17 protein-coding genes are annotated in these 22,090 nt (G+C 68.6%); 8 read left to right on the top strand and 9 right to left on the bottom strand.

Going from position 1 to position 22,090, the window contains the following annotated elements; all coding sequences use genetic code 11:
* Nucleotides 1–54 precede the first annotated feature (54 nt).
* From WK25_RS08530 to WK25_RS08520, 3 genes are read left to right on the top strand one after another with little or no spacing between them, the layout of a single operon-like run.
* The gene (locus WK25_RS08530) at nucleotides 55–1,215 is read left to right on the top strand and encodes an ABC transporter ATP-binding protein (protein ID WP_040144242.1); all 1,161 of its coding nucleotides are present in this window, start codon (nucleotides 55–57) and stop codon (nucleotides 1,213–1,215) included.
* On the top strand, nucleotides 1,212–2,141 hold the full coding sequence (locus WK25_RS08525) for an ABC transporter permease subunit (protein ID WP_040144241.1): 930 nt from the start codon (nucleotides 1,212–1,214) through the stop codon (nucleotides 2,139–2,141). Before WK25_RS08530 ends, WK25_RS08525 begins: the two co-directional genes overlap by 4 nt.
* Entirely contained in the window at nucleotides 2,138–2,959 is an 822-nt protein-coding gene (locus tag WK25_RS08520; protein ID WP_040144240.1) for an ABC transporter permease subunit, read from the top strand. The genes WK25_RS08525 and WK25_RS08520 overlap by 4 nt, the downstream gene beginning before the upstream one ends.
* A gap of 128 nt (nucleotides 2,960–3,087) precedes the next feature.
* Here WK25_RS08520 and WK25_RS08515 read toward each other — a convergent pair whose 3' ends face one another.
* Genes WK25_RS08515 through WK25_RS08505 form a run of 3 tightly spaced genes read right to left on the bottom strand, consistent with a single transcriptional unit; the run spans nucleotide 3,088 to nucleotide 6,502 of the window.
* A complete protein-coding gene (locus tag WK25_RS08515) occupies nucleotides 3,088–3,894 on the bottom strand; it encodes a sulfite exporter TauE/SafE family protein (protein WP_040144239.1) in 807 nt (268 codons plus the stop codon).
* 18 nt (nucleotides 3,895–3,912) lie between these two features.
* A complete protein-coding gene (locus WK25_RS08510) occupies nucleotides 3,913–5,604 on the bottom strand; it encodes a bifunctional protein tyrosine phosphatase family protein/NAD(P)/FAD-dependent oxidoreductase (protein ID WP_069241424.1) in 1,692 nt (563 codons plus the stop codon).
* 28 nt (nucleotides 5,605–5,632) lie between these two features.
* Nucleotides 5,633–6,502, bottom strand: a complete 870-nt coding sequence (locus WK25_RS08505; RefSeq protein ID WP_264162708.1) for an MBL fold metallo-hydrolase — start codon at nucleotides 6,500–6,502, stop codon at nucleotides 5,633–5,635.
* A 262-nt stretch (nucleotides 6,503–6,764) separates the two neighbouring features.
* On the opposite strand from WK25_RS08505, the gene WK25_RS08500 reads away from it, so the two are divergent.
* Entirely contained in the window at nucleotides 6,765–8,177 is a 1,413-nt protein-coding gene (locus WK25_RS08500) for a sigma-54 interaction domain-containing protein (protein WP_069241423.1), read from the top strand.
* A gap of 104 nt (nucleotides 8,178–8,281) precedes the next feature.
* Here WK25_RS08500 and WK25_RS08495 read toward each other — a convergent pair whose 3' ends face one another.
* From WK25_RS08495 to WK25_RS08480, 4 genes are all read right to left on the bottom strand, one after another.
* The gene (locus tag WK25_RS08495) at nucleotides 8,282–9,310 is read right to left on the bottom strand and encodes a MerR family transcriptional regulator (protein ID WP_040144236.1); all 1,029 of its coding nucleotides are present in this window, start codon (nucleotides 9,308–9,310) and stop codon (nucleotides 8,282–8,284) included.
* Nucleotides 9,311–9,439: 129 nt separating this feature from the next.
* The gene (locus tag WK25_RS08490; protein ID WP_069241422.1) at nucleotides 9,440–11,029 is read right to left on the bottom strand and encodes an efflux transporter outer membrane subunit; all 1,590 of its coding nucleotides are present in this window, start codon (nucleotides 11,027–11,029) and stop codon (nucleotides 9,440–9,442) included.
* A 2-nt stretch (nucleotides 11,030–11,031) separates the two neighbouring features.
* The gene (locus WK25_RS08485) at nucleotides 11,032–14,166 is read right to left on the bottom strand and encodes an efflux RND transporter permease subunit (protein ID WP_069241421.1); all 3,135 of its coding nucleotides are present in this window, start codon (nucleotides 14,164–14,166) and stop codon (nucleotides 11,032–11,034) included.
* Entirely contained in the window at nucleotides 14,163–15,272 is a 1,110-nt protein-coding gene (locus WK25_RS08480; RefSeq protein ID WP_040144233.1) for an efflux RND transporter periplasmic adaptor subunit, read from the bottom strand. Before WK25_RS08480 ends, WK25_RS08485 begins: the two co-directional genes overlap by 4 nt.
* 187 nt (nucleotides 15,273–15,459) lie before the next feature.
* Here WK25_RS08480 and WK25_RS08475 point away from each other — a divergent pair, with 187 nt between their 5' ends.
* Nucleotides 15,460–16,080: a TetR/AcrR family transcriptional regulator gene (locus tag WK25_RS08475; protein ID WP_069241420.1), complete on the top strand. Its 621-nt coding sequence runs from the start codon at nucleotides 15,460–15,462 to the stop codon at nucleotides 16,078–16,080.
* 98 nt (nucleotides 16,081–16,178) lie between these two features.
* Here the strand turns inward: WK25_RS08475 and WK25_RS08470 are convergent, their stop codons facing one another.
* Together WK25_RS08470 and WK25_RS08465 are read right to left on the bottom strand one after the other, a co-directional pair.
* The gene (locus tag WK25_RS08470; RefSeq protein ID WP_040144231.1) at nucleotides 16,179–17,912 is read right to left on the bottom strand and encodes a ClcB-like voltage-gated chloride channel protein; all 1,734 of its coding nucleotides are present in this window, start codon (nucleotides 17,910–17,912) and stop codon (nucleotides 16,179–16,181) included.
* A 115-nt stretch (nucleotides 17,913–18,027) separates the two neighbouring features.
* Nucleotides 18,028–19,104 carry a YeiH family protein gene (locus WK25_RS08465; RefSeq protein ID WP_059544070.1) on the bottom strand — a complete coding sequence of 359 codons (1,077 nt, stop codon included), beginning with the start codon at nucleotides 19,102–19,104 and terminating at the stop codon, nucleotides 18,028–18,030.
* A gap of 111 nt (nucleotides 19,105–19,215) precedes the next feature.
* Between WK25_RS08465 and WK25_RS08460 the strand changes: the two genes are divergently transcribed.
* From WK25_RS08460 to WK25_RS08450, 3 genes are all read left to right on the top strand, one after another.
* Complete coding sequence (locus WK25_RS08460) at nucleotides 19,216–20,109, top strand: LysR family transcriptional regulator (protein ID WP_069241419.1); 894 nt, start codon at nucleotides 19,216–19,218, stop codon at nucleotides 20,107–20,109.
* 162 nt (nucleotides 20,110–20,271) lie between these two features.
* Nucleotides 20,272–21,036, top strand: coding sequence for a xylose isomerase (locus WK25_RS08455; protein ID WP_040144228.1), 765 nt, complete (start codon nucleotides 20,272–20,274; stop codon nucleotides 21,034–21,036).
* Nucleotides 21,037–21,064: 28 nt separating this feature from the next.
* Complete coding sequence (locus tag WK25_RS08450) at nucleotides 21,065–22,057, top strand: sugar kinase (RefSeq protein ID WP_059544077.1); 993 nt, start codon at nucleotides 21,065–21,067, stop codon at nucleotides 22,055–22,057.
* The last annotated feature ends 33 nt before the right edge of the window (nucleotides 22,058–22,090 follow it).

Here is a 22,090-nt window from a genome sequence, read left to right as displayed (position 1 = left end):
CCCTGGTGCCCCCGGGGGCTTTGTTCGTCAAACGCAGGAGAGAAGCAGCACATCATGAATAGCCAGTCGGGCGCGCCGGTCGCGGGCGTGCCGTCCTTCGTTCCTTCGACCGGCGCCGCCGCGCGCGCCGAGAACTTTGTCCAGATCGTCGACGTCGTCAAGAAATTCGGCGAGACCGAAGTGGTCCGCAACGTGAACCTGACGGTGCGCCAGGGCGAGCTGTTCGCGCTGCTCGGCAGCTCGGGGTCCGGCAAGTCGACGTTGTTGCGGATGCTCGCCGGCCTCGAGACGGTCACGTCCGGAAAGATCCTGATCGACGGCGAGGACCTCGCGCAGATGCCGCCGTACAAGCGGCCCGTGAACATGATGTTCCAGTCGTATGCGCTGTTCCCGCACATGTCGGTCGAAGCGAACGTCGCATACGGGCTGAAGCAGGAAGGCACGCCGAAGGCCGAGCTGAAGGAGCGCGTGGCCGCCGCGCTCGAGCTCGTGCAGATGAGCAAGTACGCGAAGCGCAAGCCGCATCAGCTGTCGGGCGGCCAGCAGCAGCGCGTCGCGCTCGCGCGTTCGCTCGTCAAGCGCCCGAAAGTGCTGCTGCTCGACGAGCCGATGTCGGCGCTCGACAAGCAGATCCGTCAGCGCACGCAGATCGAACTCGTCAACATCCTGAAGAAGGTCGGCGTGACCTGCATCATGGTCACGCACGATCAGGAAGAGGCGATGACGATGGCGAACCGGCTCGCGGTGATGAGCGAAGGCCAGATCGTGCAGATCGGCTCGCCGAGCGAAGTCTACGAGTATCCGAACAGCCGCTTCTCGGCCGAGTTCATCGGCTCGACGAACCTGTTCGACGGCGTCACCGTCGAGGACGAACCCGACCACGTGTACATCGAATCGCCGGAGTTGCCGAGCCGGTTGTACGTGAGCCACGGGATCACGGGGCCGCTCGGGATGCCGGTCACGGTGTCGGTGCGCCCCGAGCGGATCGCGCTCACGCGCAAGCCGCCCGAAGGCGCATTCAACTGGGCGCGCGGGCGCATCACGAACGTCGCGTACATGGGCGGCTATTCGCTGTATCACGTGAAGCTCGACGCGGGCAAGACGGTGATCGCGAACGTGTCGAGCCTTGCGATCACCGAGCTCGATACGCCGGCGCTCGGCGACGAGATCTACGTGCGCTGGAGCGCGACCGCAGGCGTGGTGCTGACGTCATGAGCGCGCTCAAGTCCTTCTTCGCATGGCCGGTGCGACGCTTCAACCTGACGGGCGCGACGGCGGTCGTCGCGGGGCCGTACACGTGGCTCGTGCTGTTCTTCCTCGTGCCGTTCGTGCTGGTCGTGAAGATCAGCTTCGCGGAACTGCAGCTCGGCATCCCGCCGTATACGGAGCTCGCGTCGTACGCGGACGGCGTGGTGCACATCGCGCTGAACCTGTCGCACTACGCGTTCCTGCTCACCGACAGCCTGTATTTCGCGACCTACGTGAACTCGGTGGTGGTGGCCGCGATCACGACGCTGCTGTGTCTGCTGATCGGCTATCCGATGGCGTACTACATCGCGCGCTCGAATCCCGCGACGCGCAATCTGCTGATGATGGGCGTGATGCTGCCGTTCTGGACGTCGTTCCTGATCCGCGTGTACGCATGGATCGGGATCCTGAAGAACAACGGGCTGCTGAACAACTTCCTGATGTGGATCGGGCTCACCCATACGCCGATCGAGCTGTACCGCACGAACTACGCGGTCTACATCGGCATGGTGTATTCGTACCTGCCGTTTCTCGTGATGCCGCTGTACGCGCATCTCGTGAAGATGGACCTGCGTCTGCTCGAGGCCGCGTACGACCTCGGCGCGAAGCCGTGGAAGGCGTTCGTGCAGATCACGCTGCCGCTGTCGAAGAACGGGATCATCGCGGGCTGCCTGCTGGTGTTCATCCCGGCGGTCGGCGAGTACGTGATCCCGGAACTGCTCGGCGGTGCGAACACGCTGATGATCGGCCGCGTGATGTGGAATGAATTCTTCAACAACGCAGACTGGCCGATGGCGTCGGCCGTGACCTGCGCGATGGTGCTGCTGCTGCTCGTGCCGATGGCGATGTTCCAGCACTTCCAGGCGAAGGAGCAGGAGGGCCGCCGTCGATGAAGCCGAATCGCTACCTGCAGTTCGCGGCGCTGTTCGCCGGCTTCGCGTTCCTGTACATCCCGATCATCAGCCTGATCGTCTATTCGTTCAACGAGTCGAAGCTCGTCACCGTGTGGTCGGGCTTCTCGTTTCGCTGGTACGCGGCGCTCGCGCAGGACGACGAGCTGCTGACGGCCGCGTGGCTGTCGCTGAAGATCGGCGTGCTGACCGCGTTCGCGTCGGTGTTCATCGGCACGTGGGCCGGCTTCGTGCTCGCGCGGATGGGCCGTTTTCGCGGCTTCGCGCTGTTCAGCGGGATGATCAATGCGCCGCTCGTGATTCCCGAGGTGATCCAGGGCATTTCGCTGCTGCTGCTGTTCATCGAGCTCGCGAAGTGGATCGGCTGGCCGGCCGAGCGCGGCGTGTTCACGATCTGGCTCGGCCACGTGATGCTGTGCATCTCGTACGTCGCGATCATCGTGCAGTCGCGCGTGCGCGAGCTGAACCCGTCGCTCGAGGAAGCCGCGCTCGATCTGGGCGCGACGCCGCTGAAGGTGTTCTTCACGATCACGCTGCCGCTGATTTCGCAGGCGTTGATCGCAGGCTGGCTGCTGTCGTTCACGCTGTCGATCGACGACCTCGTGCTGTCGGCGTTCCTGTCGGGCCCCGGCTCGACGACGCTGCCGCTCGTCGTGTTCTCGCGCGTGCGCCTTGGCCTGAATCCGGAGATGAACGCGCTCGCGACGCTGTTCATCATCGCGGTGACGGCCGGCGTCGTGATCGCGAACTTCGTGATGCTGCGCCAGGAGCGCAAGCGGTTGGCGGCGTTCGCGGCCTGACGGCCTGCGCGGCCTGCGCGGCCCGCGCGGCCCCGCGCCGCGTGCTGCCGACGCAACGAAAAACGCCCGGTGCCGACGACGAGTCGGGCCGGGCGTCTTGCTTTGCGGATCGGGCGCTCAATGCCGATTCATGCGCCGACCGCCGCTTTCGCGAGCAAGCCGAGCGCGACGCACACGAGCACGGCCGCGAAGCCGGCTTGCACGTGCCGCGCGGAAAGGCGTCGGGACGCATTGCGGCCGATCGCCATCCCGACCGCGGTCGCGACGGTGAACCACAGCATCATGTCGAGCGGCGCGCGCGTGCCCGACACGAGCGTCGCCAGCACGCCGCCGGTGCCGACGAGCGCGATCACCATCAGCGACGTCGCGACCACGCCGTGCATCGACACGTTCGTCAACTTGCGCAGCATCGGCACGATCACGAAGCCGCCGCCGACCCCGAGCAGCCCGGTCATCAGCCCCGTCACCGCGCCGGTCGACGCGAGCGCGAGCCCGACCGGCCATGACCACACGAGACGGCCCGTTTCAGGATTCACGCGGCCGACGCACAGCGGCGACTCGTCCGCGTCGCCGGGCGCATGGCGCAGCGCCTGCCGCAGCAGGCGGCCCGCGACGACCAGCATCGTCAGCGCGAACAGCGCCAGCAGCACGCGTTGCGGCAGCACGTGCGCGAGTTTCACGCCAAGCGTCGTGAGCGGCACGCCAGCCGCGGCCATCAACAGCGCGGCGCGATAGCGCACGAGCCCGCGGCGAAAGCCTTCGAGCGCGCCGAGCGCCGCGCTGCCGGCGACGGCGACGAGCGCGACGGGCGTGGCCTGCTGCATCGGCCAGCCCATTCCGACGACGAGCGCGGGCACCGCGAGAATGCCGCCGCCCGCGCCGGTGAGGCCGAGCACGGCACCGACGAAACCGCCGAGTACAAGGGAAATCAGCATGGTGTCATCGGGTTACGCTCAACGTGCGATCGCGGGCTTCGCAAGCCATTCGCGGCCCTTGAGCATCGCTTTCCAGTAGAGCGGCGGCAACACGCGCTCCTTGAGCAGCCATGCGAGCCGCGAAGGGCGCTTGCCGTCGATCAGCCACGCGGGAAACGTGGGCGCGACCTTGCCGCCGTACAGGAATTCGGCAAGCACGATCTTGCCGCGCTCGACGGGGAGCGGGCACGAACCGTAGCCGTCGTACGCGGCGTCTCCGTGCGCGCGGCCCAGCGACGCGAGCACATTGTGCGCGACGACGGGCGCCTGCTTGCGCGCGGCCGCGGCCGTCTTCGCGTTGGTCGTGTTGGTGACGTCGCCGAGCGAGAAAATGTCTGCGAACCGCTTGTGCCGCAGCGTCGCCGGATCGACGTCGATCCAGCCGGCCGCGTCGGCGAGCGGGCTCGCGCGCACGAAGTCGGGCGCCTTCTGCGGCGGCACGACATGGATCATGTCGAACGCGCGCTCGACGGTCTCCGTGCCGCCGTCGGGCAACGCGCGCCGGAACGTCGCGCGCCGTGCGGGCCCGTCGATCGCGACGAGGTTGTGGCCGAACGACAGCGCGATGTCGTAGCGTTTTACGTACTCCATCAGCGCGGGCACGTAGTCGGCAACGCCGAACAGCGCGCCGCCCGCGTTCAGGAACTCGACGTTCGCGGCGCCGAGGCGGCCCGTGCGCCGCCAGTGATCGCACGACAGGTACATCGCCTTTTGCGGCGCGCCCGCGCATTTGATCGGCATCGGCGGCTGCGTGAACAGCGCGTCGCCGCCGCGGAACGCCTGCACCAGCTCCCACGTGTACGGTGCGAGATCGTAGCGATAGTTCGACGTGACGCCGTTGCGGCCGAGGGTTTCCGCGAGACCGTCGATCGCGTGCCAGTCGAGTTTGAGCCCCGGGCAGACGACCAGCTTGCGGTAACCGATGCGCCGGCAGCCGTCGAGTACGACCGCGTGCATGTCGGGTTCGAAGCCGGCGACGGCCGCGCGGATCCATTTCACGCCGCGCGGCAGCAGGTCGGCGATCCGGCGCGCCGTCGTGTCGGGCCGGAACACACCCGCGCCGACCATCGTCCAGCCCGGCTGGTAGTAGTGCGTATCGGCCGGGTCGATCACCGCGATATCGAGCGATGCGTCGCGCGCGAGCAGGCTCGACGCGATCGCGACGCCGGCCGCGCCCGCGCCGACAATCACGATGTCGTGCCGTGCGTCGACGGTCGGTGCGGCGGCGCGCGGCTCGTGCGCGGTACGTTGCGTGACGCTTCGTTCGAGACGCGGCGCGAGCGCGCCGAGGTCGTAGCCAGCCGCGGCCGCGATGGCGACGATGTCACCGGCCGCTCGGCGGCCAGCCTGCGACAGCGCCCACAGGGTCGCGGAACGCGTGCCGCTGCGGCAATACGCGAGCACCGGGCCGGCGAGCGTCGCGACCAGCGCGCCGAACTGCTCGGCCTGCTCGTCGGTCACCTTGCCGGTATCGACGGGCAGGTAATGGACGGCGATGCCAAGCGGCGCGGCGGCGGCGCGGATCTCGGCGACGGTCGGCTGGTCGGCGCCTTCGCCGTCGGGGCGGTTGCAGACGATCGTGCGGATGCCGGCCGCCTGCACGGCGGGCAGGTCGTCCGCGGCGATCTGGGGCGAGACCGACAGCAGGTCGGTCAGCGTGCGGATGTTCATGTCGGGGGCTCCGGGTGAGGGTGGCGGCTCAGATCGCGTCGAGCGGGATCTTCAGGTAGCGCACGCCGTTGTCTTCGGGCCCGGGCAGGTGCCCGGCGCGCATGTTGACCTGCACCGACGGCAGCATCAGCACGGGCATGTCGAGCGTCGCGTCGCGCGCGGTGCGCATCGCGACGAAATCGTCCTCGGTCACGCCGTCCTTCACGTGCACGTTCGCGCGGCGCTGCTCGGCCACGGTCGTCGCGAACTGCACATCGCGGCCGCCCGGCTGGTAGTCGTGGCACAGATACAGGCGCGTGTCGGGCGGCAGCGCGAGCACGCGCGCGATCGAGCGGTAAAGCGTGCGCGCGTCGCCGCCGGGGAAGTCGCAGCGGGCGGTGCCGTAGTCGGGCATGAACAGCGTGTCGCCGACGAACGCGGCACGCTGCGTCGCGTCGTCGACGCAGTAGGTCAGGCACGCTGGCGTGTGGCCGGGCGTGTGCAGCGCGCGGATCGTCAGCGCGCCGAGCGGGAGCGTGTCGCCGTCGTCGAGCAGGCGGTCGAATTGGCGGCCGTCGTGCGCGAAGTCCGGCCCGGCATTGAACAGCGCGCCGAACACGTGCTGCACGCGGCGCACGTGCGAGCCGATCACGATCTGGCCGCCGACGTGCGCCTTCAGGTACGGCGCAGCCGACAGATGGTCGGCGTGCACGTGCGTTTCCAGCAGCCAGTGCACGGTCGCGCCGAGTTCCGCGACGCGGGCGATCAGCCGGTCGGCACTGGCGGTGCGCGTGCGGCCGGATTTCGGATCGTAGTCGAGCACGCTGTCGATGAGCGCGCATGCGCGGCTCGACGTGTCGAGCAGCAGATAACTGACGGTATGGGTTGCCGGGTCGAAAAAGCCTTCGACCGACATCATGGGGGCATGGCTCACGGAGGGTCCTCGCTCGGGTTCTGCGTCTGCAATTGGCACTCCATTGATCAAGAAGCGTGCCAGTCGCGGCCGGCGCGCCGGTCGATATCGCAGATGCTTGATTTTGCGCGGATTTTCGAGGCGCTCGCGGCCGGGTGCGCGCACGGCCGGCTGGCTGTCGTCGATGTCGACTGCCATCTCTGGCAGTGTCGTGGCAGAATTGGCAGCCAGCTGGCAGTTTGTCAGTTCCTTCGCATCGAGCATCCCCATGAATCCGCACGACACCATTCCGATCGTTCCCGCGCCGTCGCGCGACATGACACCCGACGTGCGCGCGCTCGTCGCATATCTCGAGCAGGATCCGCAGCCGACGATCGTCGTCGATCCCGACTACCGCATCCTCGCGGCGAACGATGCGTACCGGCGCCAGTTCGGTGTGGCTGGTGTCGAGCACGTGGGCCGGCACTGCTTCCAGGTCTCGCATCACTACGACGTGCCGTGCGATCAGGCGGGCGAGCATTGCCCGATGAAGCAGGCGCTCGAGTCGCGCAGCCTGAACCGCGTGCTGCACATCCACCACACGCCGCGCGGCCCCGAGCACGTCGACGTGGAATTGCGGCCGATCTTCGATGCGCGAGGCGACGTGGTCGCTTACGTGGAGCGGCTGACGACGGTGCGCAGCGCGTCCGCGCAGCCGAGCGCGGAAGGGCTCGTCGGTGGCGCCGATGCGTTCAATGCGGCGCTCGGCGCGCTGCAGCGGGTCGCGCCGTCGATGTTGCCCGTGCTGCTGCTCGGCGAGTCGGGCACCGGCAAGGAACTGTTCGCGCGGGCGCTGCACGAGGCGAGCGAACGCGCGATGGGGCCGTTTGTCGTCGTCGATTGCTCGGGCATCGCGGAGACGCTGTTCGAGAGCGAGCTGTTCGGCTACGAGAAGGGCGCGTTCACCGGCGCGAATCAGCGCAAGCCGGGGCTCGTCGAGACCGCGCAGGGCGGCACGCTGTTTCTCGACGAAATCGGCGACGTGCCGCTGCCGATGCAGGTGAAGCTGCTGCGGCTCATCGAGTCGGGCACGTTCCGGCGGGTCGGCGGCGTCGAGGCGCTGCGCGCGGATTTCCGGCTCGTCGCGGCGACGCACAAGCCGTTGCGCGAGATGATCGACGACGGACGATTCCGCCAGGACCTGTACTACCGGATCAATGCGTTTCCGATTCAGCTGCCCGCACTGCGCGAGCGGCGCGGCGACGTCACGCTGCTGGCGGAATCGATCCTGCGGCGGATCGCGAACGCGGGCGCCGGCACCGGCGACGCGAACGCACGGTCGTTCGGAGCCCGGCCGTTCGCGGCCCGGCCGTTCGTGCTGACCGAGGGCGCGCGTGCGTGCCTGGACGCATACGCATGGCCCGGCAACATCCGCGAGTTGCGCAACGTGCTCGAACGCGCGTGCCTGTTCGCGGACGACGGGACGATTCGCGTCGAGCATCTGCCGGCCGAGCTGGTCGCGGCGGCGGCCGCGCCGCAGAAGCTTGCGGCACAAGCGCGCGGCGTGTCTGACGCGGAGCTCGTGCGGATCGCGGGCACGTTCGACGGTACGCGCAAGGAGCTGGCCCACGCGGTCGGGATGAGCGAGCGCACGCTGTATCGGCGGATGAAGGCGCTCGGGCTCGGTATGCGCGGGCGGTAAACGGTGCACGGACTGGCGCACCGTGCGACGCCCCGTCGAGCGATGAACGGTGCGCGGGCCGGCACGACGCGGGCGGCGCGCGTGCCGCCCGCGTCGTCACCGGATCAACGCACCGGTGCGAGCTGCGCCATCGCGTCGCGCATGAAGCCGAGCAGCGTATCGTCGACCCACGAGTCCTTCGTGAGCGCAGGCTCGGTCATCATCGCCTTGCGGAATTTTGCGTGCGTGGCCGGATCGTCGCCCGCATAGCCGCGGAACAGTTCCATCCAGCGCTGCGCAAGCGCACGGCCTTCCGGCGAATCGGGGCGCTTGCCGGCTTCCATCGCATCGCGCACGTCCGCCATCAGTTGCGGCCATTCCATCGCGCGTTCGCCGTAGTGCGCGCGCATGAAGCGGATTTCCTCCGGGTTCAGGTACTTCTCGAAGATCCGCATCTTCGTCTCGGCCATCGCCTTCAGCACGTAGTCGCGCAGCGCGGTCGTGATGCCGATTTTCGACTGCATCGCGGGTTCGTGCTCATGCATCACGTTCAGCTTCGCGAGCAGCCGCGGATCGTTGTTCGTGTCGCGCACGAGCAGCGCCATCCATCGCCCGGCGAGCGTGCGCACGCGTTCGTCCTCCGGCGGCACGCCCGCGTCGTGCAGCGAACGCACCTGGGCAACGAGCGCGGCCCATTCTGCATCGCCGGTCTGGCTCTTGCGGTACATCGGCAGGCGCGCGAGTTCTTCCTCGGAAAAATATTTGTCGTACACGGTCATCAACTCCAGTGTGATAAGCCAGTCGGCCAGTTCCGGCTCCGTGCCCGCGGCGAGCTGCGCGTGCAGGTGCACGAGCCGCTCGCGCAGCTGCGCGGCCTGCGCGAGCTGCCGGTCGAGCGACGCGATCTGCTTCGCGACGAGTTCGACGAGCGGGGTGCCGGGCTGGTTCAGGTAGTCGCCGATTTCAGCGAGCGACAGTCCGAAGCGACGCAATGCCTGGATCTGATGGAGCCGGGCGATGTCGTGGCGGTCGTACAGCCGGTAGCCGTTATCGGCGCGCGCCGAAGGTGTCAGCAGGCCGATCGCGTGATAGTGATGAAGCGTGCGGACGGTCAGCCCGCTGCGTTTCGCCAGTTCTCCCACTTTCAGCCGCATGATGTTCTCCGTTCGGTGCGCACACTGGAGTCTCGAACGTTACGCTACGTAAGGGTCAAGCGGAAGATTTCAGGTCGGCGCGCGGGGTGAGGCCGCGCGCCGTGCCCTGTGCGCCGAGACGCACAACCGTTACTGCGGCGCCGGTCGTGCGTCGGGCGTGGTCGCGGCGGCGTGGGGGGCGGGGACGTCCTGAGCCGCGTGGCCGGCGGCGCCGGCTGCATCGGCGTTCGCGGCTTGAGCCCTGTTGCCGGCCGGGTCGACCGGCGGCGTGCCCATCGCCTGATAAAGCCGCGCGGTGTCCGCGAAGCGTGCGCCGGTCGCGCGGATCTCGTCGAGCCGCGCATTGCGATACTGCAGTTCGCTCGCGCGCGCGGCCGACGGCGGCAGCGCACCGAGCCGCACGCGGGCGGCGGCGTCGTCGTAAGCGCCGCGCGCCGACAACGCGGCGCGCGACGACGCATCGAGCGCCTCCGCATCATGCTCGAGTGCGGCGAGCGAATCGGCGACGTTCTGGAATGCGGCGAGCACCGTCTGCCTGTACTGGTCGACCGCGGCCTCGTACGTGGCCTTCGCCGCGCGGCGCTGCGCGAGCAGCGCGCCGCCATGGAACAGCGGCTGGCTCAGCGACGCGCCGACGTTCCAGATCGTACCGGCGCCCGACAGCATCGCCGGCCAGCTGAAGCCGCCCTTGCCCATCGCCGCCGACAACGACAGCTGCGGGAACAGCTGCGCAGTCGCGACGCCGACTTCGGCGGCGGCCGCCTTCAGCCCCGCGTCGGCGGCCTGAATGTCCGGCCGGCTTTGCAGCAGCGCCGACGGCACGACCACGGGCACCTGTTTCGGCAGATGCAGGTCGGCGAGCGCGAGGTCGGCGGGCGGTCGGTCCGGCGTGCGGCCGATCAGTACGGCGAGCGCGTGGCGGGCGGTGTCACGCTGCTGGCGCAGCGCGGGCAGGCTGGCCGCGACGGTGTCCGCGCTTTGCTGCGCATTCAGCGCGTCGCTGCGCGACGCGGAGCCTAGCGCGTAGCGGCGTTGCGCATCATGCGCCTGGTCGCTCGCGAGCGCGACGAGCCGTTCGGTCGTCGCGATCTGCGCATTGAGCACCGACACCGTGATCGCCGCGGTGACGATGTTCGCGGCGAGCGCGCGGCGGGCCGATTCGAGCTGGAATGCGCTGACGTCGACGCGTTTCGCGAGCGCGCGATTCGCGAAGCGCGCCGCGCCGAACAGGTCGAGCGTATAGCTTGCCTGCAGCTGCCCGACGAACGTGTCGTACAGCAGCGTCGGCGCGCCGAGCGCGGGGATCGGCACGCCGAGCGCGCGCTGGCGCGCGGCCTGCCCGCCGGCGTCGATCGACGGCAGCATCGAGCTGCCGACCTGCGCGCGCAACTGCTCGCGCGCGGCATCGAGCGAATGCGATGCCGCACCGAGCGTCGGGCTGTTGCGCAGCCCTTCGTCGACGAGTGCGTTCAGCGCGTCGGAGCGGTATTGCGTCCACCAGTCGGGCACCGGTTGCGCGCCGACCTCGAACTGCTGGGCCACGCCTTGCGCGACGACGGTCTGCTGCACTTGCGGCGCGGCGCCGTAATGCGCGGGCGACGGCATCGCGGGCGGCTCGCCGCTCGGCGCGAACCATGCGCAACCGGTAAGCGGCCCCGCGAGGGCCGCGGCGGCGAGCGCGCGCGCGGTCTTCGTTTTCAGGTTCATCGACAATTCCATGGTCAGGCTCCGGACGGCGCGGCAGGCGTGCCGCCGTCGTGCGGGTCGCGCTCGTCGCGCTTCACGCGGAACCATGCGGCGTACAGCGCGGGCAGGTAGAACAGCGTCAGCACGGTCGCGCTCGTGATCCCGCCCATCAGCGCGGTCGCCATCGGCCCGAAAAAGTTCGAGCGCAACAACGGGATCAGCGCGAGCACGGCGGCCGCGGCCGTCAGCGTGATCGGACGGAAGCGGCGCACGGTCGCGCCGACAATCGCGTCGAAGCGTCCGTGGCCGGCCGCGATGTCCTGCTCGATCTGGTCGACGAGAATCACCGAGTTGCGCATGATGATCCCGAACATCGCAATCACGCCGAGCATCGCGACGAAGCCGAACGGCTGGCCGAACAGCAGCAGCGTGCCGACCACGCCGATCAGCCCGAGCGGCGCGGTCAGCACCACCATCAGCACGCGCGAGAAGCTCTGCAGCTGGATCATCAGTAGCGTGAACACGGCGATTGCCATCAGCGGCATCTGCGCGTTGATCGACGCCTGCGCTTTCGCACTTTCCTCGACCGACCCGCCGATGTTGATCTGATAGCCGACCGGCAGTTGCGCACGCAACGCGTCGAGCTTGCCGTCGATCGCGTGCGTGACGTCGATGCCCTGCGCGCCGGCGCGTACGTCGGACTGCACGGTGATCGTCGGCTGGCGGTCGCGCTCCCACACCACGCCGTATTCGAGCGTCGGCGTGAAGCGGCCGAGCGAGCCGAGCGGCACCGGGCCGTTCGGCGTCGGCAGCGCGAGGCCCGCGAGCTTCGCGGGATCGACGCGGTCGGGGCGCGGCGCGCGCAGATCGACCGCGATCAGTTTGTCGCGTTCGCGATACTGCGTGACGGTCGTGCCCGACAGCGTCATCGCGAGGAAGCTCGACACGTCCTGCGACGTCACGTTCAGCTCGCGCGCCTTCTTCTGATCGAGCTCGAAGCGAACCGAACGCTCGGCCGGCTCGTCCCAGTCGAACTGCACGTTCACCGTGCGCGCGTCGCCGCGCATCGTCGCCGCGACTTGCTCGGCAATCGAGCGCACCTGCGCGATGTCGTCGCCGCTCACGCGGAACTGCACCGGGTAGCCGACCGGCGGCCCGTTCTCGAGGCGCGACAGCCGCCAGCGCACGGCCGGAAACTGGTCGCGCAGCGTGGTTTCGAGCCAGCTCGCGAGTTTCTCGCGATCCTCGACCGATTTCGCGGTGACGACGAACTGCGCGAAGTTCGGCAACTGCAGCTGCTGGTCGAGCGGCAGGTAAAAGCGCGGCGCGCCGCTGCCGACGAAGTTCACTGAATGATCGATCTCCGGCCGCTCGTCGAGCACTTTCTCGAGGCGCTCGGTTTCGCGCAGCGTCGCCGCGAACGACGCGCCCTCCGGCAGCCGCACGTCGACCAGCAGCTCGGGGCGATCGGAACTCGGGAAGAACTGCTGCGGCACGAGCGTGAAGCCCAGCAGCGCGACCACGAACAGCGCGCCGGTGATCAGCAGCACGACGAAGCGCCGCTCGATGCACCAGTCGATCCAGCCGCGCAGCCGCGTGTAGAAGCGCGTGTCGTAGATGTCGTGCTCGTGATCGTCCGGCAGGTGCGCTTCGTGCGCATGCTTCTTGCGCTCGGGCAGCAGGTGATAGCCGAGCAGCGGGATCAGCACGACGGCCGCGAACCACGATGCGATCAGCGCGATCGCCGACACCTCGAAAATCGAGCGCGTGTATTCGCCGGTGCTCGATTTGGCGAGCGCGATCGGCAGGAAACCCGACACCGTGACGAGTGTGCCCGTGAGCATCGGGAACGCAGTGCTCGTGTACGCGAACGCGGCGGCGCGCGCGCGGCTGTAGCCCTGTTCGAGCTTCACGGCCATCATCTCGACCGCGATGATCGCATCGTCGACGAGCAGCCCGAGCGCGAGCACGAGCGTACCGAGCGACACCTTGTGCAGCCCGATGTCGAACAGGTACATGAACAGCGCGGTGACCGCAAGCACGACCGGAATCGAGATCACGACGACCATCCCGGTGCGCAGGCCGAGCGACACCAGGCTCACGACCAGCACGATCGCGACCGCTTCCGCGACGGCTTCGAGGAAGTCGTCGACCGAATGCGACACCGCGTGCGGCATGCTCGACACCTCGGTCAGCTTCAGGCCGGCCGGCAGCTGCGCCTGCAACTCCTTCGATTCGGCATCGAGCGCCTTGCCGAGCCGGATCACGTCGCCGCCCGGCTGCATCGTCACGCCGATGCCGAGCACCGCATGGCCGTTGGCGCGCATCTGCGTGACTTGCGGATCGTCGTAGCCGCGCTTCACGGACGCGAGATCGCCGAGCCGGAACGTGCGGCCGTTGATGCGGATCAGCGTGTCGGCGATCGCATCGACGTTGTCGAACTGGCCGCTGGGCCGCACGAACACGCGATCGTCGGCCGTCGTCAGCACGCCCGCCGACGAGATGTCGTTCTGCGCGTTGATCGCTTGCCCGAGCTGCTGCGGCGAGATGCCGAGCCGCGTGAGCTGCGCGTTGCTCACCTCGATGAAGATCCGCTGATCGGGATCGCCGAAATAGTCGACCTTGCCGACGCCCGGCACGCGCAGCAGCACCGTGCGCAGCTGGTCCGCGTAGTCGTGCAGCTGCGCGGGCGTGAAGCCGTCGCCTTCGAGCGTCCAGATGTTGGTGTAGACGTCGCCGAACTCGTCGTTGAAGAACGGGCCCTGCACGCCCGGCGGCAGCGTATAGCCGATGTCGCCGACCTTCTTGCGGATCTGGTACCAGGTCTCGGGTACGTCCTTCACCGGCGCGGAGTCCTTCATCGTGAAGAAGATCAGCGATTCGCCGGGGCGCGAATAGCTGCGCAGGAAGTCGATGGCCGGCGTTTCCTGGAGCTTGCGGCCGATCCGGTCCGTCACCTGTTCCTGCACCTGCCGCGCGCTCGCGCCGGGCCAGAACGTGCGGATCACCATCACGCGGAACGTGAACGGCGGGTCTTCGGATTGCGCGAGCCGCGTGTACGCCAGGATGCCCGCGAGCGTCGCGAGCGCGATCAGGTAGACGACCAGCGCCTGGTGGCGCAGCGCCCATGCCGACAGGTTGAAGCGGCCTTCTTCGCGGGAGCCGCTCATGACGCGAAATCCTCGCGATGCAGCGGTGCGACCGCGCGCACCTTCTCGCCCGCGCTGACCGTATGCACGCCTTGCAGCACGACGCGCTCGCCCGGCTGCAGCCCGCGCGACACGGTGACGGTGCGTTCGTTGAAGCGCACGACGTCGACGCGGCGCAGTTCCAGCGTGTCGTCCTTCGTGCGCACGACCCACACGGCCGGATGCGGGCCGTCGTGGAACAGCGCGGTCGCGGGCACCGTGATGCTCGGCGCGTTGCCGGCTGACGGCGCGCCGTCGAATGCGACGTTCGCGGTCATCCCGAGACGCACGGCAGGGTCGGGCGCGGCAAGCGTGAGCCGCACGCGCCAGGTGCGGCTTTGCGGATCGGCGGCCGGCGCGATCTCGCGCACTTTCGCGGCGAACTGGCGGCCCGGCAGCGACGGCAGCGTAACGCTTGCCGCGTGACCGGGCTTGAGCGACGCGAGCGCGGTTTCGGGCACGTCGCTGACGACGTCGACGTCGCCCGACCACGCGAGCTGGTAGACGGGCTGGCCGGCCGACACGTTCTGGCCGGTGTCTGCCTGTTCGGCGGTGATCGTGCCCGCGTGATCGGCGACGAGCGTCGCATAGCGCAGCTGGTTCTTCGCGAGCGCGAGCTGCTGCTGCGCCTGGTTGCGCTGCGCGAGCGCCGACGTGTAGCTGTTTTCGGTCTGTTCGAGCTGCGCGGTGGCGATCAGGTTTTCGCGCGCCTGCGCGCGATCGCGGTCGAGCTGCTGTTTCGCGAACGCGAGGCTGTGCGACGCGGCGTCGAACTGCGCCTGCGCGCTGGCGGCGTTCTTTTCGACGTCGGATGGATCGAGCAGTGCGACGACCTGGCCCGCCTTGACGGTATCGCCGAGCCGCACCTTGCGCTCGACGATCTTGCCCGCGATGCGGAACGACAGCGGTGTTGCATAGCGCGGCTGGATCTCGCCGGGCAGCGTGGCCCCGGAGGTGGCGCCGTCGGCGTGCACGGGCAGCGCGACGACCGGACGTGGTGCGGGTGGCGGGGCTTCCTTCGGATGACAGGCGGCGAGGACGAGCGCGGTGCCGACCAGCAGCACGGCGCGGGAACCGGAGCGATTCACGAAACCCCCAGAGCAGGTGAGAGCGGAACGAAGCCGGCAAGCGCGACGGACGCTTGCCACGAGTGGCGCCCGGGGCGCACACGGTCAGCCGAACGAGATTGTTCGGAAACTGTGGCGGATTCTAATACACACCTGTATCTGAATGCAAAGATGAATCTGAAAGGGGGTTGGTGCTAGACTGCGCGCCATGAAACCACAGCGCTTAACTCGCGAGCAGAGCAGGGACCAGACGCGCGAACGTCTGCTGACTGCCGCGCACCGGATTTTTCTGAAGAAAGGCTATGTCGCCGCGAGCGTCGAGGACATCGCGGCGGCGGCCGGCTATACGCGCGGCGCGTTCTATTCGAATTTCCGCAGCAAGTCGGAACTGCTGCTCGAGCTGCTCGAGCGCGACCATGACTCGGTGCGCGCCGATTTCGAGGCGATCTTCGACGAAGGCGGCCCGCGCGAGCAGATGGAGTCGATGGCGCTCGCGTACTACCGGACGCTGTTTCGCGACGACGAATATTCGTTGCTGTGGGGCGAGGCGAAGCTGCAGGCGGCGCGCGACGCGAAATTCCGTGTGCGCTTCAACCAGTTCCTGCACGCGAAGCGGCTGCAAATGGCCGAATTCATCCAGCGCTTTGCCGAGCGCGCGGGCACGCCGCTGCTGCTGCCGCCCGACACGCTCGCGTTCGGGCTGATGTGCCTGTGCGACGGCGTGCAGTCGTACTACACCGCGGATCCGCAGCATGTGTCGGCCGACGCTGCCGAAGCGGTGCTTGCGGGCTTCTTCGCGCGGGTCGTGCTGGGGCGGTCGCCGGACTGAATGCGATCGCCTCGGGCGCGGCGGCCGGTGGACGGACCGGATGCCGTCGCACCGTTCACGGCACGGCCGGCGGCGTGCCGTCGAGCGGACGTCGTGCGTCAGCGCTCGCCGGTCATGCGCCGGTACGCGTCGAGCAGCGACGTCTTGTAGACGACGCCGGCGAGCGTCGGCTCCGCCTCGCTTTCGATCACCGGCAGCCGTTCGCCCTGGAACGCCATGAAACGTTCGAGCGCGGTCGCGAGCGGCATGTCGGGCGTGAGCAGCGGAAACGGCGTATGCGCATAGTGCGCGGCGGTCTTGTCGGTCGTGTCGCGCTTGTCGAGCAGATCGGACGTGATGTCCTTCAGCGCCACGGCGCCGCGGAAGCGGCCGGCATCGTCGGTCACGTACAGATACTTCACCGGATATTCGAGGAACACGCGGGTCATGTCGGCGACGCTCGCGGTGAGCGGCACGACCGTTTGCGCAGGCTGGATCAGCTCGCGCATCTGCGTGGTGCGCAGCCGCAGCCGTTCCTGTGCGTCCTGGAGATGGCGCAGCGTGATCTCGTACATCGACGTCGTGCCGGTCGCCCGCGCGGTGAAATACGCGAACACGCATGACACCAGCAGCGGCAGCACGACCTGGTAGCTGAGCGTCATCTCGAAAATCATCAGGATCGCCATCAGCGGCGCCTGCGTGGCGCCGGCCATGAACGCGCCCATGCCGACCATCGCATACGCGAAGTAGGCCGACGTGTGGCCCGGCCACAGCGCGTTCATCGCGAGCCCGAACAGCGAGCCGAACACCGCGCCGACGAACAGCGTCGGCGTGAACACGCCGCCGACCGCGCCCGAGCCGGCCGTCGCGGCAGTCGCGACGACCTTGAACACCAGGACCGCGACGAGCGCCTGCCAGGTCCACGGCGCATGCAGGATATGGTTCACGACGCTGTAGCCGTTGCCCCACACGTCCGGAATCCATACCGAGATCACGCCGACCACGAGGCCGCCGAGCGCGAGCCGCACCGGCAGCGGCACGGGCAGTCGCTTGAACTGGTTCTTCGACGCATCGAGCAGGTGCAGGAACTGCGGTGCAAGCACGCCGCACAGCGCGCCCAGCACGACGAACAGCAGCACCTCCGGGCCGGTCACGGCCGGGAACACCGGCATTTCGTACGGCGGCCGATAGCCGGCGAATTCGCGCATCACGATGTTCGCGACGACGGACGCGACCACCATCGGCCCGAAGCTCTCCATCGCGATCGTGCCGAGCACGATTTCGGACACGAAGAACGCACCGGCGATCGGCGCGTTGTACGCGGACGTGATGCCGGCAGCCGCGCCGCACGCAACGAGCAGGCGCAGGCGCGGCGGGTCGAAGTGCACGAAGCGGCCGACCAGCGACGCCGCGAGCGCCGCGAGCTGCACCATCGGGCCTTCGCGGCCGATCGAGCCGCCGCTGCCGATCGTCAGCAGCGACGACACGCTGCGCCATAAGCTCTGCCGCACCGGCACGACGCCGTCGCCGAGCGCGACGGCCTCCATGTAGTCGGTATTGCCGGATTTCCTGTCGCCGCGCGTCGCGAGCAGCAGCACGCAGCCGGCGAGAAATCCGCCTGCGGCCGGCATCCAGAAGCGCACGTACCATGGCAGGCTTCGCGCCATCTGCACGAAGCTGCCGCTGTGCCCCGAGATCAGGCGCTGCATCAGGTCGATGCCCTCGCGGAACGTCATGGTCGCGAACGCGCCGCCGACGCCGACGATCGCCGACCAGATCAGCATCGTATGGGCGTCCGACAGGCGAAACAGCGTCTGCGCGCGGGTGCGCAGCTTCAGCAGGAACGAGAGCACGGCTGAAAGTAGATGATGAAGAGGACGAAGGAAAACGACGCGAAGCATAGCACCGCGCCGCGCCCGCGGGACCTTCCCGTCGTGCGCGGCGCGTGTCGCGGCGTGGACGTGCGGCTCAGCCAAGCCAGTGCTGCACGGCCCAGGTGATCGCGTAACCGCCGGCGATCAACCACACGTAAAGGATCAGGCCGGTGACCAGTGCGCGCGGGCCGGCCTCGCGGATCTGCGCGACACGCGTTTCGATGCCCAGCGCGGTCATCGCCATCGTCAGCGCGAAGGTGTCGAGCACGTTCAGCGTATGCGTGACGTCGGTCGGCAGCACGTTCAGCGAATTCACGATCACGAAGCCGAGAAACCCGAGCGCGAACCACGGCACGGCAACCTTGCGCGTGCGGTGCGCACCGTCGGCGCCGGCGTCGGCCGAACGCGCCGAGCGTGCGAGCCACCAGCCGAGCGTCAGCAGCACCGGCACCAGCAGCATCACGCGGGTCATCTTCACGATGGTCGCGACGTGCGTGACTTCGGGGCTGATGTCGCTTGCGGCGCCGACCACCTGCGCGACTTCATGGATCGTGCCGCCGAAGAACAGGCCGAGGCCGGCCGGGTCGAGATTCAGCAGACCGACGTGATACGCGAGCGGGTACAGGAACATCGACAGCGTGCCGAACAGCACCACGCTGCCTACGGCCATCGCGCTCTGGTGCGGCTTCGACTGCAGCGTCGATTCGAACGCGAGCACGGCGGCCGCGCCGCAGATCGCACTGCCGGCGGCGGTCAGCAGTGCCGCGTCGCGATCGAGCTTCATCACCTTCATGCCGACCCAAGTCCCGATCGCCAGCGTGCTGACGACGATCAGCACCGAAACCGTCAGGCCCGGCAAGCCGACCTGCGCGATTTCCTGCAGGCTCACGCGCAGGCCGAAGAACGCGACCGCAATGCGCAGCAGCTTGCGCGCGGAAAAGTTGACGCCGGCCGCCCAGCTCGCGGGCATGCCGTCGCGCAGCGCATTGCCATACAGCGCGCCGGCGACGATCCCGACGATCAGCGGCGACAGGCCGAGCGCGGCGATTGCCGGAAGCTGCGACAGGCTCGTGACGGCGGCGGCGAACAGCGCGACGAACAGCACGCCGTTCAACTGGCCGCGCATCGACGGCGCGGCGTGACTGAGACGGGGACTCGGGGCAGTGGGCATGGGGCACCGTGATCAAGCGGGTTGCGATGGCTTAATCCTAATTTGGATATATCGATATGAAAAATTGTGATTTGTGACGTAAACTATCTGGAAAACCGATAATTCGATGCCATGACCCCGGATCAACTGATAACGTTCGCGGCCGTCGCCGACCACCTGAACATCAGCCATGCGGCCGTCGCGCTGCATCTGTCGCAGCCCGCTGTGTCGGGCCAGCTGCGGCTGCTGCAGGACGAGTTCGGCGAGCCGCTGTACCAGCGCGACGGCCGCGGCATCCGGCTGACGCCGGTGGGCGAACAGCTCGCGCAATACGCGAAAGCGCAGCGCGACTCGTTCGCGCAGGCCCGTGCGTTTCGCGATGCAGTGCGCGGCCTTGACGCGGGCACGCTGCGGATCGGCGCAAGCACGACGCCGGCGAGCTACCTGCTGCCGTATCTGATCGCGGCGTTCCAGCCGCGGGCGCCGCGGGTCGCCATCCACACGATGAGCGGCAACACCGCGGAGGTGGTCGCCGCGCTGGCGTCGCTCGATATCGCGATGATCGAAGGCCCGCCCGGCGAGGCGCTGCCGCCCGGCACCGCCGTACATGCGTGGCATCAGGACGAAATCGTCGCGGTCGTGCCGGCCGGACATCCGCTCGCGGCCGCCGATCACGACACCGGCGTGACGCTCGACATACTTGCCGCGTATCCGCTGGTGCTGCGTGAGGAGGGTTCCGGTGTCCGGCAACTCGTCGAACGCGCCTTCGCGCACGGCGGGGCGCCGATGCGCGTCGCGTTCGAGATCGCAGGCGTCGAGGCCGTGAAGGAGGCGGTGCGCGCGGGGATGGGCGTCGGATTCGTGTCCGCGATGTCGCTGCGTCACGAGGATGCGGCGCTCGTGCCGCGCTCGCTCGCACCGGCGCGGCTGACGCGCCATTTCTCGATCCTCGTGCCGCACGGGGCCGCGCCGTCGCGGGTGGCCGCGCAGTTCCTCGAGATGAGCGTTGCGCACGCGGCCGGATAGGCAACGTGCGCCGCATCGGGTATGCCGGACGCACGGCCACGGGCGCGCGTGCGAGCGTCGGCGCCTGTTAGGGATTTTCTCTATGGCGTGCTCAAGAGGCGAAGCGCACCATCCGTCTCACGTTGATGGAACCGGTTCCATTCCGGTAAAAAAAGGGTAGAAATGGCAGACATCGTGATCGTGGCGAGCGCATTCGGGATGGACCGCGTGCGCCAGCAGGGCCACCGCGCGTTCGTCGCGACCGCCGCGGCATCCGGCGCGAGCGGCTTCGAGGTGCGGCGCGAACTGTTCGCGTCGGAGGACGACGCGACGCCCGGCGCGCTTGCCGCGCTCGGGGCCGAAATCGCCGCGCAGGGTTTGTGGTCGGTCTATTCGACACCCGCGACGCTGTACACGGAGACCGGGTCGCTGGACGCCGGCGCGTTGCGCGACACGCTCGCGCAGGCCGACGCGCTCGGCGCGCGCTTCGTGAAGTTTCAGCTCGGCGGGTTTGCGGGCGACGCCCATGCGGCCGAGATCGTCGCGCTGTCGCGCGGCGCGCGTGCCCGTGTGGTGGTCGAGAACGGGCAGCTGCCGGTCGGCGGTGCGCTCGCGCAGTTCCGCGGGCTGTTCGCGGCACTGAACGCGGCGGGCATGCCGGATGCGCTCGGCATGACGTTCGACATCGGCAACTGGCAGTGGCCGGGCGAAGCGCCGCTCGCGTGCGCGCACGCGCTGGCGCCGCACGTGGAATACATTCATTGCAAGGCCGTCGTTGGCGACGGCGCACGCCGCTTCGCGGTCGCGCCGGCGGCAGACGATCCGCTCGTCGCCGCTGTGCTCGCGGTGCTGCCGCAAGCGGCGCCGCGCGGGATCGAGTTCCCGTTCGATGCGGCGGACCTGGCCGGCGATGCGGGCCGGCGCGTCGCATGGCTTGCCGCCGCGTGATGCCGGAAGGATACGGAGGAGTTCATTCATGAAAGCAGCACTCGATGTCGTGACCTACGGCGAAGCGATGGCGATGTTCGTCGCCGCGGAACCCGGCCACCTCGCGCAGGCCGCGCAATTCACGAAGCGGATCGCCGGCGCGGACCTGAACGTCGCGATCGGCCTGTCGCGGCTCGGCTTTCGGGTCGGCTGGATGAGCCGGGTCGGCCGCGATTCGTTCGGGCGCTACGTGCTCGACACGCTCGCCCGCGAAGGCATCGACGCAGCGTGCGTGAGCGTCGATCCGCGCTATCCGACCGGCTTCCAGCTGAAGTCGCGCAACGACGACGGCAGCGACCCGACCGTCGAATACTTCCGCAAGGGTTCGGCCGCGAGCCACCTTTCGTGCGACGACTACGTGGCCGACTACGTGCTCGGCGCGCGCCATCTGCACCTGACGGGTGTTGCGCCGGCGATCTCGGCGACGTCGTGCGAGCTCGCCTTCAAGCTCGCGCGCGAGATGCGCGCGGCCGGCAAGACGATCTCGTTCGATCCGAACCTGCGCCCGACGCTCTGGCCGTCCGCCGACGCGATGGCGAAGACGCTGAACGCGCTCGCGACTTTCGCCGACTGGGTGCTGCCGGGTCTGGCCGAAGGGCGGCAATTGACCGGGCACGACACGCCTGCCGACATCGCCGGCTTCTACCTGGCCCAGGGTGCGCGCGGGGTCGTGATCAAGCTGGGCGCCGAAGGCGCGTACTTCCGCACGGCAGACGGCTGCGAGGGCACGGTGGCCGGCGAGCGCGTCGCGAACGTGGTCGACACGGTCGGCGCCGGCGACGGCTTCGCGGTCGGCGTGGTCAGCGCGCTGCTGGAAGGCAAGCCGATCGAGCAGGCGGTCGCGCGCGGCAACCGCATCGGCGCGCTCGCGATCCAGGTGATCGGCGATTCGGAAGGCTTGCCGACCCGGGCGGCGCTCGATCGGCTCGAAAACGTCAGCAATCGCGCCGATCGCTTAGAGGAAACCGTCTCCGCGCAATGAGATGCCGGACACGGCACAATCCGCGGACTATTG

Origin of the sequence: Burkholderia latens, from assembly GCF_001718795.1 — a bacterium.
GTDB classification, from domain to species: Bacteria; Pseudomonadota; Gammaproteobacteria; order Burkholderiales; family Burkholderiaceae; genus Burkholderia; species Burkholderia latens_A.
This window is presented reverse-complemented; position numbering and strand designations above follow the sequence as displayed.